The sequence below is a fragment of the Mycolicibacterium boenickei genome, assembly GCF_010731295.1.
GTDB lineage: Bacteria > Actinomycetota > Actinomycetes > Mycobacteriales > Mycobacteriaceae > Mycobacterium > Mycobacterium boenickei.
This window is the reverse complement of the sequence record NZ_AP022579.1, coordinates 5,195,741-5,210,858: the sequence shown is the minus strand read 5'-3', so window position 1 is coordinate 5,210,858 and position 15,118 is coordinate 5,195,741. Positions and strand designations below refer to the sequence as shown.

At 67.9% G+C, this 15,118-nt stretch carries 17 protein-coding genes; 11 read left to right on the top strand and 6 right to left on the bottom strand.

The features are described from left to right. Position 1: 1 nt before the first annotated feature. A complete protein-coding gene (locus G6N57_RS24890; RefSeq protein ID WP_077738957.1) occupies positions 2-925 on the top strand; it encodes an alpha/beta hydrolase in 924 nt (307 codons plus the stop codon). A 197-nt stretch (positions 926-1,122) separates the two neighbouring features. Continuing rightward, positions 1,123-2,361, top strand: a complete 1,239-nt coding sequence (locus G6N57_RS24885) for a MinD/ParA family ATP-binding protein (protein ID WP_097925970.1) — start codon at positions 1,123-1,125, stop codon at positions 2,359-2,361. A gap of 8 nt (positions 2,362-2,369) precedes the next feature. On the opposite strand, the gene G6N57_RS24880 is transcribed toward G6N57_RS24885, so the two are convergent. Further along, positions 2,370-2,867 carry a polyketide cyclase gene (locus G6N57_RS24880; protein WP_077738958.1) on the bottom strand — a complete coding sequence of 166 codons (498 nt, stop codon included), beginning with the start codon at positions 2,865-2,867 and terminating at the stop codon, positions 2,370-2,372. A 28-nt stretch (positions 2,868-2,895) separates the two neighbouring features. After that, entirely contained in the window at positions 2,896-3,603 is a 708-nt protein-coding gene (locus G6N57_RS24875; protein WP_077738959.1) for a DUF427 domain-containing protein, read from the bottom strand. A gap of 205 nt (positions 3,604-3,808) precedes the next feature. Here G6N57_RS24875 and G6N57_RS24870 point away from each other — a divergent pair, with 205 nt between their 5' ends. Both G6N57_RS24870 and G6N57_RS24865 read left to right on the top strand, forming a co-directional pair. Continuing rightward, the gene (locus G6N57_RS24870; protein ID WP_133118320.1) at positions 3,809-4,399 is read left to right on the top strand and encodes a hypothetical protein; all 591 of its coding nucleotides are present in this window, start codon (positions 3,809-3,811) and stop codon (positions 4,397-4,399) included. Continuing rightward, positions 4,399-5,265 (top strand): acyl-CoA thioesterase, encoded by an 867-nt coding sequence (locus G6N57_RS24865; RefSeq protein ID WP_077738961.1) that lies wholly within the window; start codon positions 4,399-4,401, stop codon positions 5,263-5,265. Before G6N57_RS24870 ends, G6N57_RS24865 begins: the two co-directional genes overlap by 1 nt. Positions 5,266-5,287: 22 nt before the next feature. Here the strand turns inward: G6N57_RS24865 and G6N57_RS24860 are convergent, their stop codons facing one another. Both G6N57_RS24860 and G6N57_RS24855 read right to left on the bottom strand, forming a co-directional pair. Next, a complete protein-coding gene (locus G6N57_RS24860; protein WP_077738962.1) occupies positions 5,288-5,542 on the bottom strand; it encodes a DUF2631 domain-containing protein in 255 nt (84 codons plus the stop codon). A gap of 87 nt (positions 5,543-5,629) precedes the next feature. Continuing rightward, positions 5,630-6,964 (bottom strand): cryptochrome/photolyase family protein, encoded by a 1,335-nt coding sequence (locus tag G6N57_RS24855; RefSeq protein WP_077738963.1) that lies wholly within the window; start codon positions 6,962-6,964, stop codon positions 5,630-5,632. A gap of 49 nt (positions 6,965-7,013) precedes the next feature. Here G6N57_RS24855 and G6N57_RS24850 point away from each other — a divergent pair, with 49 nt between their 5' ends. Genes G6N57_RS24850 through G6N57_RS24840 form a run of 3 tightly spaced genes read left to right on the top strand, consistent with a single transcriptional unit; the run spans position 7,014 to position 9,247 of the window. After that, a complete protein-coding gene (locus tag G6N57_RS24850) occupies positions 7,014-7,883 on the top strand; it encodes a TIGR03619 family F420-dependent LLM class oxidoreductase (RefSeq protein ID WP_077738964.1) in 870 nt (289 codons plus the stop codon). Between the two features lie 55 nt (positions 7,884-7,938). Further along, positions 7,939-8,415 carry a histidine kinase gene (locus G6N57_RS24845; protein ID WP_077738965.1) on the top strand — a complete coding sequence of 159 codons (477 nt, stop codon included), beginning with the start codon at positions 7,939-7,941 and terminating at the stop codon, positions 8,413-8,415. A gap of 22 nt (positions 8,416-8,437) precedes the next feature. Then, positions 8,438-9,247, top strand: a complete 810-nt coding sequence (locus tag G6N57_RS24840) for a DUF4097 family beta strand repeat-containing protein (protein WP_077738966.1) — start codon at positions 8,438-8,440, stop codon at positions 9,245-9,247. On the opposite strand, the gene G6N57_RS24835 is transcribed toward G6N57_RS24840, so the two are convergent. Together G6N57_RS24835 and G6N57_RS24830 are read right to left on the bottom strand one after the other, a co-directional pair. Continuing rightward, positions 9,244-9,696, bottom strand: coding sequence for a nitroreductase family deazaflavin-dependent oxidoreductase (locus tag G6N57_RS24835; RefSeq protein ID WP_077738967.1), 453 nt, complete (start codon positions 9,694-9,696; stop codon positions 9,244-9,246). The genes G6N57_RS24840 and G6N57_RS24835 overlap by 4 nt on opposite strands. 12 nt (positions 9,697-9,708) lie before the next feature. Beyond that, complete coding sequence (locus tag G6N57_RS24830; protein WP_077738968.1) at positions 9,709-10,551, bottom strand: NmrA family NAD(P)-binding protein; 843 nt, start codon at positions 10,549-10,551, stop codon at positions 9,709-9,711. Between the two features lie 81 nt (positions 10,552-10,632). Between G6N57_RS24830 and sigI the strand changes: the two genes are divergently transcribed. The 4 genes from sigI to ispG are packed head-to-tail and all read left to right on the top strand — an operon-like array spanning position 10,633 to position 15,088. Further along, entirely contained in the window at positions 10,633-11,487 is an 855-nt protein-coding gene (gene sigI / locus G6N57_RS24825) for an RNA polymerase sigma factor SigI (RefSeq protein ID WP_077738969.1), read from the top strand. Positions 11,488-11,540: 53 nt separating this feature from the next. Further along, complete coding sequence (dxr, locus tag G6N57_RS24820; protein WP_077741674.1) at positions 11,541-12,701, top strand: 1-deoxy-D-xylulose-5-phosphate reductoisomerase; 1,161 nt, start codon at positions 11,541-11,543, stop codon at positions 12,699-12,701. Further along, positions 12,698-13,918: a M50 family metallopeptidase gene (locus G6N57_RS24815; protein WP_077738970.1), complete on the top strand. Its 1,221-nt coding sequence runs from the start codon at positions 12,698-12,700 to the stop codon at positions 13,916-13,918. Before dxr ends, G6N57_RS24815 begins: the two co-directional genes overlap by 4 nt. Before the next feature lie 12 nt (positions 13,919-13,930). Further along, positions 13,931-15,088: a flavodoxin-dependent (E)-4-hydroxy-3-methylbut-2-enyl-diphosphate synthase gene (gene ispG, locus G6N57_RS24810; RefSeq protein WP_234815669.1), complete on the top strand. Its 1,158-nt coding sequence runs from the start codon at positions 13,931-13,933 to the stop codon at positions 15,086-15,088. Positions 15,089-15,118 lie beyond the last annotated feature (30 nt).

The following is a 15,118-nucleotide window of genomic DNA, read 5'->3' as shown; positions in this document are numbered from 1 at the left end:
CATGGCCTGGCTGGAGCGCCTCGACCCCGGATTGCACGGGTTTGCCGAGGCCCGCACCGATCTGTCCACCGATCAGCTGGGTGTGGTGCGTACCTCGCTGGATCAGCGTCGCCGCGACGCCGCGCAGGTCCTGGATACGCCGGGGGTGGAGATCGTCGGGGCCCGCGTGGCGCTCGGGCGACGCACCATCCCGGTGCGGATCTATCGCGGTGGGCCGTCGCCGTCGCCCGCGGTGGTCTACTGCCACTCGGGTGCCTTCGTGCTGGGCAACCTGGACACCGACCAGATCCAATGTGTGGAGCTGGCCCGGCGGGCCCGGTGCACGGTGATCTCGATGGACTACCGGCTGGCGCCCGAGTATCCCTATCCCGCCGCGTTCGACGACGCGATGGTGGTGCTCAACTGGGTGGCCACGCTGGCCGGTGAGCTCGACATCGACGCCGGCCGCATCGCGGTGGCAGGCAACAGCGCAGGCGGCGCTCTGGCCGCGCTGCTGGCGCAGCACGCCGCAGCCGGTTCCGCACCGCCGGTGGTGTTCCAGTCGCTGCATCAGCCGGTGCTGGACGACCGGCCCACCCCGTCGAAGGAGGAGTTCGCCGACACCCCGGGGTTCGACGGTCCGGCGACCGTCGCGATGTGGCGGCACTATGCCGGCGGCCGGGACGTACCGGAGGCGGCGGTGCCTGCCAGGGCTGCCGCGCTGACCGGTGTGGCGCCGGCACTGATCACCTGTTCGGAACTCGATCCACTGCGCGACGAGGCGCTCGACTACGCGCGCCGGCTGTTGGCCGAGGGCATTGCCACGGAGCTGCATCTGTTTCCCGGGACGTGCCACGGCTTTGATTCGCTGGTTCCGGACTGGGAGGTCAGCCAGCAACTTTTTGCGCTACAGGGCGCGGCGCTGCGTCGTGCGCTGCACGCTTGAGCTGGTAGCTGGGCCGCCCCGGCGGGCGCCGGGCGGTGGTTGTGATCGACGTTGTGGGCAATAATGCAGGTCTGTTGCAAGTGAAACTCGCGCGGACAATCGGTTCGGCCGGTGCGACCATGGCCTTCGGTGGTGTGTGGTGCACCCGAAGGTCAATCTGGATGCGCCGGGAGCGAGTCAGCGATTGAGAGGTAAATATGTCGGCCGACGACGACCGGCTTATGTACTCCGGAGACGCCCGACATGCCAGGGACCCGCTGGCGTACGGCGGGCTTGACGCCCTGCTGGGCGGACCGGTTGCGGCATTGCCGAACGGGCGGTCCCGGCATGGCGACGCCAGGGTGTCGACGCCTCCGGTCGTGCTGACCTCGAATTTCGCCGCTCCCCACGAATCGGAGATCACCACCAAGCTCCCACCGGTTTCCGGCCGCCCGATCAGCGGATCTTCCTCGGCCGGCAGCTGGATCCTGGAACAGCCGATCCCGGCGGCCGCTCCCGGCGAGGCGCGGGCCATCGACAACCTCTCACGCGTCGGCGTGCGGTCCTCGGTCAAGATGCAGCCACGACGCGGATGGCGACGGGCGGTGTTCGTCACCACCCGCCTCAATCTCGGGTTGTCCCGTGACGAACTCTACGAACTGGATCTGTACGCCAGGGTGCGGCGCACGGCTCGCGAGTCCCATCAGATCGGCGTGTTCGGCCTGAAGGGCGGCGTGGGCAAGACGGCGGTCACCGTCGCGCTCGGATCGGTGCTGGCCGCGGTCCGCGGCGACCGGATCCTGGCCATCGACGCCGACCCGGCCGGCGGCAACCTGGCCGACCGGGTGGGGCGACAGTCCGCGGCGACGGTGAGCGATCTGATCGCCGCCAAGGACCTTTCGCGGTACAACGATGTTCGGGCCTTCACCAGCATGAACGAGTCCAAGCTCGAGGTGCTGGGCAGCGATGAGTACAGCGGCGCGAGCCGCGCGTTCAACGACGCCGACTGGAACGCCGCGACGTCGACCATCTCCAAGCACTACAACCTGGTTCTGGCCGATTGCGCGGCGGACATGTTCTCCCCGGCGGGCCGTGGTGTCCTGTCGACGGTCTCGGGTGCGGTCATCGTCGCCAGTGCCTCTATCGACGGCGCCCGGCAAGCCGCGGTGACCATGGACTGGCTGCGTCACAACGGCTACCAGGACCTGCTGAACCGCTCCTGCGTCGTGATCAACCACGTCGGGCCGGGCAAACCGAACGTGAACACCGGTGATCTGGTGCACCAGTTCCAGAAGCACGTGGCACCGGGCCGGGTGTTCGTGCTGCCGTGGGACAAGCACATCGCCGCGGGCACCGAGATCCATTTCGATCTGCTGCGCCCGAGGTTCCGGCGCCGTGCCCTGGAGTTGGCGGCGGCGCTGTCCGACGACTTCGAGGGCGGCGCGGCGTTGGCTTGATTCGCGGCTCAGCCGCGGCCGCTTGATTCGCCGTCGACCAACGCCAACTCTCTGGCCACCGCAGCGTGGTACTTGTCGATGTTGGCCGGATTGACCACGCGGAACAACGCGTCCGGCAACGGGGAATCCTTGTAGGCCTCGATGGTCATCGTGCGGCTGAACAGTGTGATGTCGTTGCCGGGGCGGGTGAACTGGTACTGCACGGTGATACGGCCTTCCATGCCGCCGTTTCCGTCGCGATCGTGTCCGAGCCGGCCCACCGAGTTGAACACCCACATGCGCGGTCGCATGGCGATCGCCAGGTGCCACGTGTAGATCTGTGCGCCGTCCGGGCCGGCCTCGGTCCAGGTGTCGCCGACCTGCAGCGGTAGTCGCTCGGGCAATCCGCCGATGTGCGCGCTGCCCGGGTAGGTCTTCACCCAATTCGCCGGGTTGGTGACGAAGTCGTAGACCTCCTCGGCGGACTGGGTGAATGCGGTCTCGGAGCTGGTGGTCACGATGCCCAATGGTGTTGGCTTTCCTCGGTTTTGCAGGTCAGAGTTCGCAACCGCACGTGGCCGACGTCCCGGACGAGGGGAGTTCGGCAAGCACGTCCACGCGGGTTGCGTCGAAGCTGAGCAGCCCCTGGATGGGGAGGGACTCGGGCGGGGTGTCGGGGTAGCTCCACGCCATATCGGCGAAGACGGTGTCGCCGATGACCGCCGACCAGTAGGTCGCCGTGCCCTTGTAGTTGCAGTACGACGTGGTTTGGCTGGGCTTCAGGAGATCGGTGCGGACGCGGACGGGATCGACATAGAGCCGCGGCTCCAAGGCGGTTTCGAACACGATCACGGTCTCGTCGGTGTCGACGAGGACGGTGTCGGCGGCACTCACCCGCAAGCCGCGCCGCGTCGGGCGGCAGTCGACCCGGTGGTAGGGGTTGGGCGGATAGTGCACCAGCTTGCGGCCCTCTTCGAACCACGAATCGACGGCATCCCACGGCACCGCGGCGTACCCCGGTGCCTCGGCCACCGGTTGATGCGGAAGATCACCGAGCTCATCGGCAGGGAATGCGTAACTGAGGGGATGGCCCGCACGGTGCACCATCAGGGCGTGTTCGGTGTCGAGCAGTGCGGTACCACCGCGGAACGCCTGGATGCGCCGGGGGTGCGGCTCGATATAGACCGTGCCCGCAGCCAGCGGGGGAGTGAACCAACCGGCCGGTTGTGTACTCAACGGACCCCGTCCTGCGACGAGACTCATTGCAGCACCTCCAATTTGGCTGATGGCCAGACGCGGGCGCGTCTGCGGGACGAAGCGGTGGCGGTTGTTCGGCCGAAGGTTGCGTCCAGATACAAGCTTTACAGATTCTTTTGAGAATGTCACGCTGTTGGGTGAGGCGGGCCACACCGCAACACCCTGTCGAGAGCGCCGGCCGATGAGGCCTTGGACCCGGATTGGATGCCCTATGTCCCCACAGTCAGGAATGTCCGCGCAGTTGTCCGACGTACGCGGCGGCAACACGCTCGCAGCTCCGTTCGGCCGGCAGCGGGTGCGTCCCTCGAAGGTCCTGCAGTACGAGCTGAACGTGGTGGCAGCCGATGCCGCCGACACCGTGACGAGCATCGGCGGCTGGTTGTTCGACCGGGCCATGGCGGGCTGGCGGGTCAATGTCGCCGTCGGTGAGGGCGGAGACGCGCAGGCGCTTCGCATTCTCGGTCTGAAAGTCGTTGGCCTGAACGCGCTGTGGCGGTCGGTGGAGGCGGATTCGGTGGCGATCACGGCGATCGGCACCTCGCGGGTCGAATCCGGCGACCACGGGCTCACCTTGCGGGATCCCGTCGGCGACGTGGTCTTCTTCGGGTCCCGCGCTCCCGGCGGGTTCGAGGGACAGGTGCAGCGGGTTCAGTACCACCCGAGCGCGGCCGCGCTGGCATTCAAAGCCCACGCGTTGGCCATTGCCGGGGCAGGCCCCGGTTCGACAGATGGAGTGGAGACGCTGTTCCGGTGCGGGCGGTCGGCAGGTCTGCTCGACGCGGACCTGGTCCCGGTGTGTTGATGCAGGCAGAGGCGTCGGTCGCGGGCCTGCTGGAAGCACTGGACGTGACGCCCGCCGGTCCGGACCGATTCATCGGCGTGACCGGCCCGGCCGGGACTGACGGCAGGCGGGTGGCCAAAGGGATGCAGGCGCTGGGCCAGGCCATCGTTGCGACGGCAAAGCGATTCCCGGACAAGGTGATTCGTTCGGCTCATGCGGTCTTCACGCGGCCGGTCGAGATCGAATCGACAGTCGAATTGTCCGTCCGTGTGGTGCACGAGGGGCGCTCGACGGCGACAGCCGTGGTGGCCGTGGAGCAGGATTCCCGGCTGTGCGCGACCGTGACCGTGTTGGCCGACGTGCCCACTGGCGACGTGGTCAGCCACCATGCGCTGCGGCCCGACGTCGAGACGCCGGATGATGCCCACCCGGCCGGGCAGGCAATGGCCGGCCATGAACTGCGCCTCGTCGACGTGGTCGATGTCAACAGCCCCGACGAGGTGGGGCCGCCCGAACTCTATGCCTGGCTGCGCTACGACCCGATCCCGGAACGTGACGACCTCGCCAAAGCGCTGCTCGCCTACTTCACCGGCCAACTCGGCATCTCGACCACCATGCGACCGCATCGAGGCGTCGGCACCGCGCAGGCGCACACGACGGTGTCGACAGCATTGATGTCGACGTCGGTCAGTTTCCACGAGCCTGTCGAGTGGGACGGCTGGCTGCTCTACGGGCATGAGAGCACCGCGGCCGGACAGGGAATGTCATATGTCCGTGGTCAGGTGCACACCGAAGACGGTGAGCTGCTGGCGTCATTCGCCCAGGAGGGGATGATCCGCCCGATGCGACCGGTCGATACGTCGATCGCTGCGCCGGCCCGGTTGTAAGGCCGGCATGGGCGAGGTGCGGCTAGCGGATCCAGCCGCGGCGACGCATCCAGATGTTGCGGGCCACGGCCACGAGGATGAGGGCCGCGAACGTGATGAGGAACCAGTTCTCGACGTGGCCGATGTGATTGCCGTGCATCATCACCAGCAGGAAGAGCGCGGACAGGATGCCGCCGAGGTGGATCACCTTGATGTTGAGGTCCGACCAGCCCCACGCTGCGGACGGCACTTCCTCGACGTCGACGCCGTTGTTGCGCTCCACTTCGGTGCTGGCCACGGTTGCTCCTCCGGATCGAACTGGCTTCAGTCTTGGCTTGCGCACATTCTGACATACGACACTGCGTCGTACGCGAGCCCTGGGGGTTCAACCCAGGAGCCGGTATCTCCGCAATGCCTCCAGGCGCTCCTCGGCGTGGTCGGCGATCGGTCCGGGATAGGTCGCCGGTCGGTCGATGCCGAGTTTGTGCACGTTGGCAACGCCGGCCAACTCCGGGACCCACTGCCGGATGTAGTCGCCGTCGGGATCGAACTTCGCGCCCTGCAGCTCCGGATTGAAAACTCGGAAGTAGGGTGCGGCGTCGGTGCCGCAGCCGGCCGCCCACTGCCAGCCGTGCTGGTTGTTGGCCAGATCGCCGTCGATCAACTGGTCGAGAAACCAGCGCGCTCCCCACTGCCACGGCAGGTGCAGGTCTTTGACGAGGAACGAGGCCACGATCATGCGCACGCGGTTGTGCATGAACCCCGTCGCGGCCAGCTGGCGCATCCCGGCATCGACGATCGGGAATCCGGTCCGGCCGCGCTTCCAGGCTTCGAACGCGCGCTGCGCCGCCTCGTCGTCGTCCACTTCGATCCGGTCGAAGTCTCGATTCCAGTTGTGCCAAGCGCTGTCCGGCCAGTGATGCAGTACCGCGGCATAGAAATCGCGGAAGGCGAGCTCCCGCAGGTAGGCGTCATCGCCGGAGTCGAGGTCGACCGCCATGGTCCGCGGATGGATGGTGCCGAACTTGAGGTGCGCCGACATCCGGCTGGTGGCGTCAAGGTCGGGTCGGTCGCGGCGGGCCCGGTACTCGGCCAGGCCCTGCTGCACGAATTGATCCCACTGCGCCCTGGCTGCACGCTCACCTGCGGGAAAAGTCAGCGCTTCTGCGGTGGAAGGAATTTCGATGCGATCGCCACCGGTCTCCGGGACGTCCGCGGGGTCGATCCAGCGCGCCGAATCGGGCCCGGAATCCGCGGGAGCGCGCCAACCGTGCTCGCGCCAGGCGCGGAAGTACGGCGTGAAGACCCGGTACGGCGCACCATCCGGTTTCGTTATCCGGCCGGGCGACACCAGGTAGCCGGATCCCGTTGCGCGCAGGGCGATCTCGCCCAGGACGGCCTGTACCGCGTCATCGCGGCGCCGCCCGAACGGCGAGTGGTCCTGCGAGATGTGCACCGAGTCGACGCCGACGGCCCGGGCCAGCGCCGGAATGCGCTCCTCGGGTCGGCCACGGGTCACCACCAGTTTTCCGTGGAGGCTGTCGGACAGCTCGCGCAAAGCCCGATACAGATACTGCAGGCGACGCGCACCCGAAGATGCCTCCAGTCGCGGATCGAGGACATAGCAGGCCAGTACCTCGCCGTCCTGCTGTGCGGCCTCCAACAGGGCGGGATGGTCGTGGCAGCGCAGGTCTCGGCGAAACCAGAGCAGCGTGGGCATGTGTCCATGCTGCCCATGAACACACCGGAAAACACGCGGAAGGTCTTCAATGCAGTTCTGGAGCGGCACGGCTTTCATGGACACCACCGACGCGCTCACGGTGGCACCGTTACTCGACGACGCCGGCTACCACGGCATGGTGTGCTCGGATCACATGATCTATCCGCGCGAACTGTCGTCGCCCTATCCAGATTCCGCGACCGGTAAGCCGCCATGGACGCCGGAGACCGCCTGGCCGGACTCCTGGGTGCTGATCGGTGCGATGGCCGCGCTGACTCGCCGGCTGCGATTCTCCAACGCCGTCTACGTGGCGCCCGCGCGTCCGCTGCTCGAGGTCGCCAAGCAGGTGGCGACGGCCGCGGTGATCTCGGGTGGGCGGGTGTCCCTCGGGGTCGGCGTCGGTTGGATGCGGGAGGAATTCGAGCTGATGGGCCAGGATTTCGACACCCGGGGTAAGCGACTCGACGAGATGATCCCGGCGCTGCGCGAGCTGTGGAAGGGTGGCTGGGTTTCTTACCAGGGGCGGTACTACTCGGTGCCGGAGTTGATGGTCGAACCGCACCCGCCGGCTCCGGTGCCGATCCTGTGCGGCGGTGAATCCGAGGCGGCGCTGCGCCGCGCGGCCCGATGCTGCGACGGCTGGATCGGCTATGCCTACACCCTTGATCAGGCCACCGGCTACACCACCCGGCTGGCCGAGTTGCGTCGTGAGTACGGGCGGGACCGCGAGCAGTTCGAGATCATCCTGGCGTTGCTCGATCCTCCGTCGGCGGATCTGTACAAGCGGGCCGAGGATCTCGGCATCACGGCGGTGATGTGCGCGCCGTGGCTCACCGCGCCCAACGGCGCCACCGGTGTCGACCGGTTCCGCGGCCCCATCGAGCAGTTCGCGGAGACCGTCATCGCGAAGGTCGGCTAGCCTGCGCGTCAGATTGACGCTTGCCGTGACATCAAAATGATGTCACCATGACATCATGGACTTGCAGCCCTACGTCGAGACCGTCCGGCACGAACTCGGCGTCGCAGCCGCGGCGGGTGGTGCCGAGGCCGAGGCGTTGGCCCAGCGGCTGACCGCGCCGCTGGAATCCGCGTTGCGGCTCGCGCTGCTGGAGGCGCTGTCCGAGGCGGCCGAGCAGATCACCCGCGAACTCGCGCCCGGTTCTGTCCATGTCCGGCTCAACGGCCGTGACCCCGAGTTCACCGTCGAGGCCGCAGATATAGAGGTTCCCGAGACGGCGCCGGTGGTGGATGTTCATGACGACGACGGTGGCGGTACCTGGCGGGTTTCGCTGCGCCTTCCGGACACCCTGCGCGCCGGGGTGGAAGGCGCTGCCCGTCGTGACGGCGTGTCGGTGAACGCCTGGCTCGTCCGATCCGTTGCGGCAGCGGTCGGTGGGGTCGGGCGTCAGGGCCGCCCCGGAGAGAAAACCTTCAGCGGTTGGGTCCGCTGAACCAGACCGACAGGAGAATTCGATGCCCAAGTTCCATACCTCCGAACCCATCACGGCGGTCGTCGAAGTCGTCGCCGGTGCAGTGCATCTGGCGGCCACCGACCGGGACGACACCGTCGTCGACATCAAGCCGCGGGATCCTGACCGCGCCTCTGATGTGCGCGCCGCCGAGCAGGCCCGCGTCGATTTTCACAACGGCAATCTGGCAGTGACCGCAGGCAGGAAGATCCTGTCGCTGGGGCGCGGGGGAGCGGTCCGCGTGGACATCGCGCTGCCCACCGGGTCCCGGCTCAACCTTTCCTCGGCATCGGCCGACATCGATGCGGACGGCGTCTACTCGGACTGCCGCTGTGCCACCGCAAGCGGTGCCGTGCGCGTGGCAACGATAACCGGAAACATCAAGGCGGACAGCGCATCCGGAGATATCACCATCGGCGACGTCGCGGGCAACGCCCGCCTCGCCACAGCCTCCGGTGACGCATCGATCGATCGCATCGACGGAGACGTCAAGTTCCAGGCGGCCAGCGGCAGCCTGACCATCGGAACGCTGCGCGGGCACGTCAAGCACCAGGCCGCGTCGGGTTCCGTGACCGTCGGTGCCGCGGTCAGCGGCGCGCTCAGCGCGCAGACCGGTAGCGGCGAGGTCGAAGTCGGGATCCCCGAGGGCACCGCGGCGCGCCTTGAGCTCAAGACCCACTCCGGCACCGTCGACAACGGCCTGCAGACCTCCGACGGGCCTGCCGACGGCGACGAGACGTTCCAGATCCACGCGCGCACCGGGTCGGGAGACATCTCGATCCGCCGAGCTGTCGCGTCGGCCGCCGGCGCCTAGGCGGGATCGAACCGGAACACCGTCAAACGTCCGGCCAGCGCCTCGAATTCGTCTGGCGTGCCGTCGATGACGAGGCCGCTGCGCTTGGCGAAGCCGACACCCACCGGCACCTTGACCGCGAACGCGCGCAGCACCGGGCGTGACTGGTCCGGCGTGAGCTCGACGATCTTCACCGGCCGGGACCGTCGGCCCCTGGTAAGGGTGCCGGCGCCGGCGGCACGGGCATTGGCTGCCCAGTCCGAGCCCGGATATCCGGCGACCGTGTAGAGGCCACCGTCGAGGTCGAACGGTGTCATCGGAGTGCTGCGAGGCACCCCGCTCTTACGGCCTGGAACTGTCAGCACCATGGCCGGTCCGGTCGGGATGCCGAGGCGCTGCACCGCCATCATCAGCTTGTTCATCGGCTTGAGCCAGCGAGGCGGCTGCAGACCGGTCTTGCGTTCTGACATGTCTTGTCCTCCTCAAGTGTTCGCGAAGATCGATCGATGCTCGGCCACCCAGTCGGCGAACGTCGTCGCCGCCCGCCCGAGGATCTTGTCCACCTCGTGGGTCACCAGTGCCGGTCGCTCGACGGTGTCGGCCAGCAGACCCATGTACGCGTCGGCGAACGCCGCCGGAAAACCCAGTTCGACAAACCGCTGCCGCACCACGTCGGTCGGCGCCTCGCGGTAGCGCAGCGGCCGCCGCAGCACCTGGCCGATCGTGTCCACCAGTTCGGTGTTGGTCAGCGCCTGCGGTCCGGTCAGCGGGATGCGCTGTCCCACAAGGTCGTCGGTGAGCAGAGCCACTGCGGCCACGGCCGAGATGTCGGAGTCGGCGATCACCGCGGTGGATGCGCGCGCGTACGGACCGCTCACCACCTCGCCGGCCCGGATCTGCGCCGCCCACATGCCCGCGAAGTTGGAGGCGAACACCGTGGGGCGCAAGCTGATCCATTCCAGGCCGGAGGCGACGGCGAGTTGCTCGACTTCGCGATTGCGGTCCCCGCGCACGCGCGACGGCTGCCGGGAGTCATCGTCATCGGCGTTGATCGCCGACAACGCGACCAGACGCCGCACGCCCGCGGCACGGGCCAGGTCGACTGTCGCGGCCAGTTCCCGACCCAACGCGCGGGAGTTGAGGAACACCGCCGACGCGCCGGCTACGCCGTCGGCCGCGGATCGGACCAGTTCGACATCGGGCGGCAATCCGGCGGTCTCAGGGTTGCGGGTGACGGCGCGCACCCGGGCGCCGGCGTGGACGAGTTCGGTGACCAGCGGGCGGCCGACATTGCCGGTGGCACCCGTGACGAGAATTGTGTTCATGCGATCAAGGACGGGACGCGACCCGGGAAAGTTACACCCGCGGCGCGGTAACTTTCCCGCGCTCTGAATCGTCGTAATGGCATGAGCGATTCCGCGTCGATCGAAGAGGCCTGGCGGGCGCACCACCCGTATCTGGTCAACCTCGCCTATCAGATGGTGGGCGACATCGGCGACGCCGAGGACATCGCCCAGGAAGCGTTCCTGCGACTCTCCCGCACCGACGCCGAACACCTCGATGACGTACGTGCCTGGTTGACCGTGGTGGCCGGGCGACTGTGCCTCGATCACGTTCGGTCGGCCCGCTCCCGGCTGGAACGCCCCGATCCGGGCACGCTGCTGGAGTCGACGGCGTCGACCGACACAGATCCGGCGGACCGGGTCACGCTCGATGACGAGGTCCGCGCCGCGTTGTTCGAGGTGCTCAACCGCCTCAGCCCCGGGGAGCGCGTGGCATTCGTGCTGCACGACGTCTTCGCGGTGCCGTTCGACGACATCGCCGAGACGGTCGGCAGGCCCGTGGGTACCTGTCGGCAGTTGGCGCGACGGGCCAGAGCGAAATTCACCGGCGCCACCCACCGGCCGCTCGACGTCGCCGCGATCGAACACCGGCAGGTGATGGAGACCTTCATCGCCGCGTGCGCCACCGGCGACGTGCAGGCGCTGACCTCGGTGCTCGACCCGACGGTCTGGGGCGTCGGCACCGTCCTGGCCGATCCGGCCCCGCCGCCACAGATCAACCACGGTGCCGATGCCGTCGCGACGAACCTGCTGCGCTACCTGGGCCCGGGCGCGACCCTGGTGTGCGGCGCGGCAGGCGAGCCGGTTCTGCTCGCCTACCACCGTCGCCGACTGTTCGCCGTCGTCACGCTGACCATCCGGGGCGGTCTGGTCACCAAGATCGAGGCCACCGCGGACCCGTCGGCCCGGATGGGGTGACCATCGGCGCCACCAGGCCCGGGACGCGGCACAATGTAACGGTGAGCGACAGAATGCGTGTGCTGATACTCGGAAGCACCGGATCGATCGGCACCCAGGCGCTCGAGGTCATCGCGGCCAACCCCGACCGGTTCGAGGTTGTCGGCCTGGCTGCCGGCGGCGGTAATCCCGACCTGCTCGCCGCCCAGCGCGCCGCGACCGGCGTCGGCAACATCGCGGTCGCCGACCAGCGGGCCGCCGACAAGATCGGCGAGGTGAGGTACGCCGGGCCCGACGCGGTCACCCAACTGGTCGAGAACACCGAGGCCGACGTGGTGCTCAACGCGCTGGTGGGCGCGCTGGGCCTGGCGCCGACGCTGGCTGCCCTGGCCACCGGCGCGCGGTTGGCCCTGGCCAACAAGGAGTCCCTGGTCGCGGGTGGCCCGCTGGTCCTCAAGGCAGCCGCACCGGGACAGATCGTTCCCGTGGATTCCGAGCATTCCGCGATGGCCCAGTGCCTGCGCGGCGGCACCGCGGACGAGGTCGCCAAGATCGTCCTCACCGCGTCCGGGGGGCCGTTCCTGGGATGGACGGCCGCCGATCTGGAATCGGTGACCCCCGAGCAGGCCGGCAAGCATCCGACGTGGTCGATGGGCCCGATGAACACGCTGAACTCGGCGACCCTGGTGAACAAGGGCCTGGAGTTGATCGAGACCCACCTGCTGTTCGGCATCGACTACGACCGCATCGAGGTCGTGGTACACCCACAGTCGATCGTCCACTCGATGGCCACCTTCACCGACGGTTCGACCCTGGCCCAGGCCAGCCCGCCGGACATGAAACTGCCGATCGCACTGGCGCTGGGGTGGCCGGCACGGGTGCCCGGCGCGGCCCTGGCCTGTGACTTCACCACCGCGTCCACCTGGGAATTCCTGCCGCTGGACAACGAGGTGTTCCCCGCGGTGAACCTGGCGCGGGCGGCCGGAACCCGCGGCGGCTGCCTGACCGCGGTGTACAACGCCGCCAACGAAGAAGCGGCGGAGGCCTTCCTTCAGGGCAGGATCGACTTTCCCACCATCGTGCGAACCGTCGGTGACGTGTTGCACGCTGCCGACCAGTGGGCCGCCGAACCCGCTACCGTGGAAGAAGTACTCGATGCGCAGCGGTGGGCCAAGGACCTGGCCCGGCGCACCGTCGAGCAGAAATCCGTCAGAAAAGGGCTCGTCACCAAATGATGTTCGTTATCGGCGTCGCGCTGTTCGCGCTGGCCATCCTGGTATCGGTGGCCTTGCACGAATGCGGCCACATGTGGGTGGCTCGGGCCACCGGGATGAAGGTGCGCCGCTACTTCGTGGGCTTCGGTCCGACGCTGTGGTCGACGCGTCGCCCCAACCGCCTCGGCGAGACCGAATACGGCATCAAGGCCATTCCGCTGGGCGGGTTCTGCGATATCGCGGGCATGACCTCGGTCGACGAGATCGCCCCGGAAGACCGGCCCTATGCGATGTACAAGCAGAAGGTGTGGAAGCGCGTCGCGGTGCTGTTCGCCGGCCCGGCGATGAACTTCATCATCGGACTGGTGCTGCTCTACAGCGTCGCGATCATGTGGGGATTGCCCAACATCACCCAGCCCACTACCGCGATTGTCGGTGAAACCGGTTGTGTCGCACCGCAACTGAGCCTCGACAAGATGGGGGAGTGCCAGGGTGCGGGTCCGGCGGCGCAGGCCGGGATCCGGGCCGGTGACGAGATCGTCAAGGTCGGTGACACCAAGGTGTCCGACTTCTCCCAGATGGCCGCCGAGATCCGCAAGCTCAACGGCCCGGTGGCGATCGAACTCAAGCGTGACGGCCAGACCGTCAACACCGTCGTCGACGTGACCCAGACGCAGCGGTTCACCAGCGCGGACGCCAAGGAAGCGGCCACCGTCGGCGCGATCGGCGTCAGCGCGGTCAAGGTCGAGCCCCCCACGCCGTACAACCCGATCGCCGCGGTGCCGGCGACGATCTCGTTCACCGGCGACATGGCCGTCGAGTTGGGCAAGTCGCTGGCCAAGATTCCCACCAAGATCGGTGCTCTGGTGCACGCCATAGGCGGCGGTGAACGGGACAAGGAAACCCCGATCAGCGTGGTCGGTGCCAGCATCATCGGCGGTGAGACCGTCGAGGCCGGGCTGTGGGTCGCGTTCTGGTTCTTCCTGGCGCAGTTGAACTTCGTGCTCGGCGCGATCAACCTGGTGCCGTTGCTCCCGTTCGACGGGGGTCACATCGCGGTCGCGACGTACGAGAAGATCCGCAACATGTTCCGGGCGGCCCGCGGCAAGGTCGCCGCAGGCCCGGTCAACTACCTCAAGCTCATGCCCGCCACGTACGTGGTGCTGCTGGTGGTGGTCAGCTACATGTTGCTGACCGTGACCGCAGACCTGGTCAACCCACTCAGCATCTTCCAGTAGGAGAGATCCCACATGACAGCGTCCATCGGTTTGGGAATGCCCGCACCCCCGGCGCCGACCCTGGCGCCGCGGCGTAAGACCCGGCAGCTCGATGTGGGCGGCGTCGGCATCGGCAGCGAGCACCCGATCGCGGTGCAGTCCATGTGCACCACCAAGACTCACGACGTCAACTCGACTCTGCAGCAGATCGCCGAGCTGACCGCGTCGGGCTGCGACATCGTGCGGGTGGCCTGCCCACGGCAGGAGGACGCCGACGCGCTCGCCGAGATCGCCCGGCACAGCCAGATCCCGGTGATCGCCGACATCCATTTCCAGCCCAAGTACATCTTCGCCGCGATCGACGCCGGCTGCGCGGCGGTGCGCGTCAACCCCGGCAACATCAAGGAGTTCGACGGCCGGGTCAAAGAGGTGGCCAAGGCCGCGGGCGACGCGGGCATCCCGATCCGCATCGGCGTCAACGCCGGTTCGCTCGACCCCCGGCTGATGAAGAAGTACGGCAAGGCCACACCCGAGGCGTTGGTCGAATCGGCGCTGTGGGAGGCCTCGCTGTTCGAGGAGCACGGCTTCGGCGACATCAAGATCAGCGTCAAGCACAACGACCCGGTGATCATGGTCGAGGCCTACACCCAGCTGGCCGCCCAGTGCGACTACCCGCTGCACCTCGGCGTCACCGAGGCCGGTCCGGCATTCCAGGGCACCATCAAGTCGGCGGTGGCGTTCGGTGCGTTGTTGTCCAAGGGGATCGGCGACACCATCCGGGTGTCGCTGTCGGCGCCGCCGGCCGAAGAGGTCAAGGTCGGAAACCAGATCCTGGAGTCGCTGAACCTGCGGCCCCGCGGTCTGGAGATCGTGTCGTGCCCCTCCTGCGGGCGCGCCCAGGTCGACGTGTACACCCTGGCCAACGCGGTGAGCGCGGGCCTGGACGGGCTGGATGTCCCGCTGCGGGTCGCGGTGATGGGTTGTGTGGTCAACGGACCGGGCGAGGCCCGCGAGGCCGATCTCGGGGTGGCCTCCGGCAACGGCAAGGGCCAGATCTTCGTCAAGGGTGAGGTGATCAAGACCGTGCCCGAGGCCCAGATCGTCGAGACGCTGATCGAAGAGGCGATGCGACTGGCCGAACAAGCCGGGTCAGATGATGGCAGCGGTTCGCCAGTGGTGACCGTAAGCTGATAACGACCCTGTGAGCGGGGTCACCCAGCC

Excerpts from the sequence above, each read along its gene's own strand:
- G6N57_RS24850 (WP_077738964.1), top strand. The coding sequence starts at position 7,014 with ATGCAGTTCTGGAGCGGCACGGCTTTCATGGACACCACCGACGCGCTC.
- G6N57_RS24840 (WP_077738966.1), top strand. The coding sequence starts at position 8,438 with ATGCCCAAGTTCCATACCTCCGAACCCATCACGGCGGTCGTCGAAGTC.
- G6N57_RS24830 (WP_077738968.1), bottom strand. The coding sequence starts at position 10,551 with ATGAACACAATTCTCGTCACGGGTGCCACCGGCAATGTCGGCCGCCCG.
- G6N57_RS24890 (WP_077738957.1), top strand. The coding sequence starts at position 2 with ATGGCCTGGCTGGAGCGCCTCGACCCCGGATTGCACGGGTTTGCCGAG.
- dxr (WP_077741674.1), top strand. The coding sequence starts at position 11,541 with ATGCGTGTGCTGATACTCGGAAGCACCGGATCGATCGGCACCCAGGCG.
- ispG (WP_234815669.1), top strand. The coding sequence starts at position 13,931 with ATGACAGCGTCCATCGGTTTGGGAATGCCCGCACCCCCGGCGCCGACC.
- G6N57_RS24885 (WP_097925970.1), top strand. The coding sequence starts at position 1,123 with ATGTCGGCCGACGACGACCGGCTTATGTACTCCGGAGACGCCCGACAT.
- G6N57_RS24875 (WP_077738959.1), bottom strand. The coding sequence starts at position 3,603 with ATGAGTCTCGTCGCAGGACGGGGTCCGTTGAGTACACAACCGGCCGGT.
- G6N57_RS24855 (WP_077738963.1), bottom strand. The coding sequence starts at position 6,964 with ATGCCCACGCTGCTCTGGTTTCGCCGAGACCTGCGCTGCCACGACCAT.
- G6N57_RS24815 (WP_077738970.1), top strand. The coding sequence starts at position 12,698 with ATGATGTTCGTTATCGGCGTCGCGCTGTTCGCGCTGGCCATCCTGGTA.
- G6N57_RS24865 (WP_077738961.1), top strand. The coding sequence starts at position 4,399 with ATGCAGGCAGAGGCGTCGGTCGCGGGCCTGCTGGAAGCACTGGACGTG.
- G6N57_RS24870 (WP_133118320.1), top strand. The coding sequence starts at position 3,809 with ATGTCCCCACAGTCAGGAATGTCCGCGCAGTTGTCCGACGTACGCGGC.
- G6N57_RS24845 (WP_077738965.1), top strand. The coding sequence starts at position 7,939 with ATGGACTTGCAGCCCTACGTCGAGACCGTCCGGCACGAACTCGGCGTC.
- G6N57_RS24835 (WP_077738967.1), bottom strand. The coding sequence starts at position 9,696 with ATGTCAGAACGCAAGACCGGTCTGCAGCCGCCTCGCTGGCTCAAGCCG.
- sigI (WP_077738969.1), top strand. The coding sequence starts at position 10,633 with ATGAGCGATTCCGCGTCGATCGAAGAGGCCTGGCGGGCGCACCACCCG.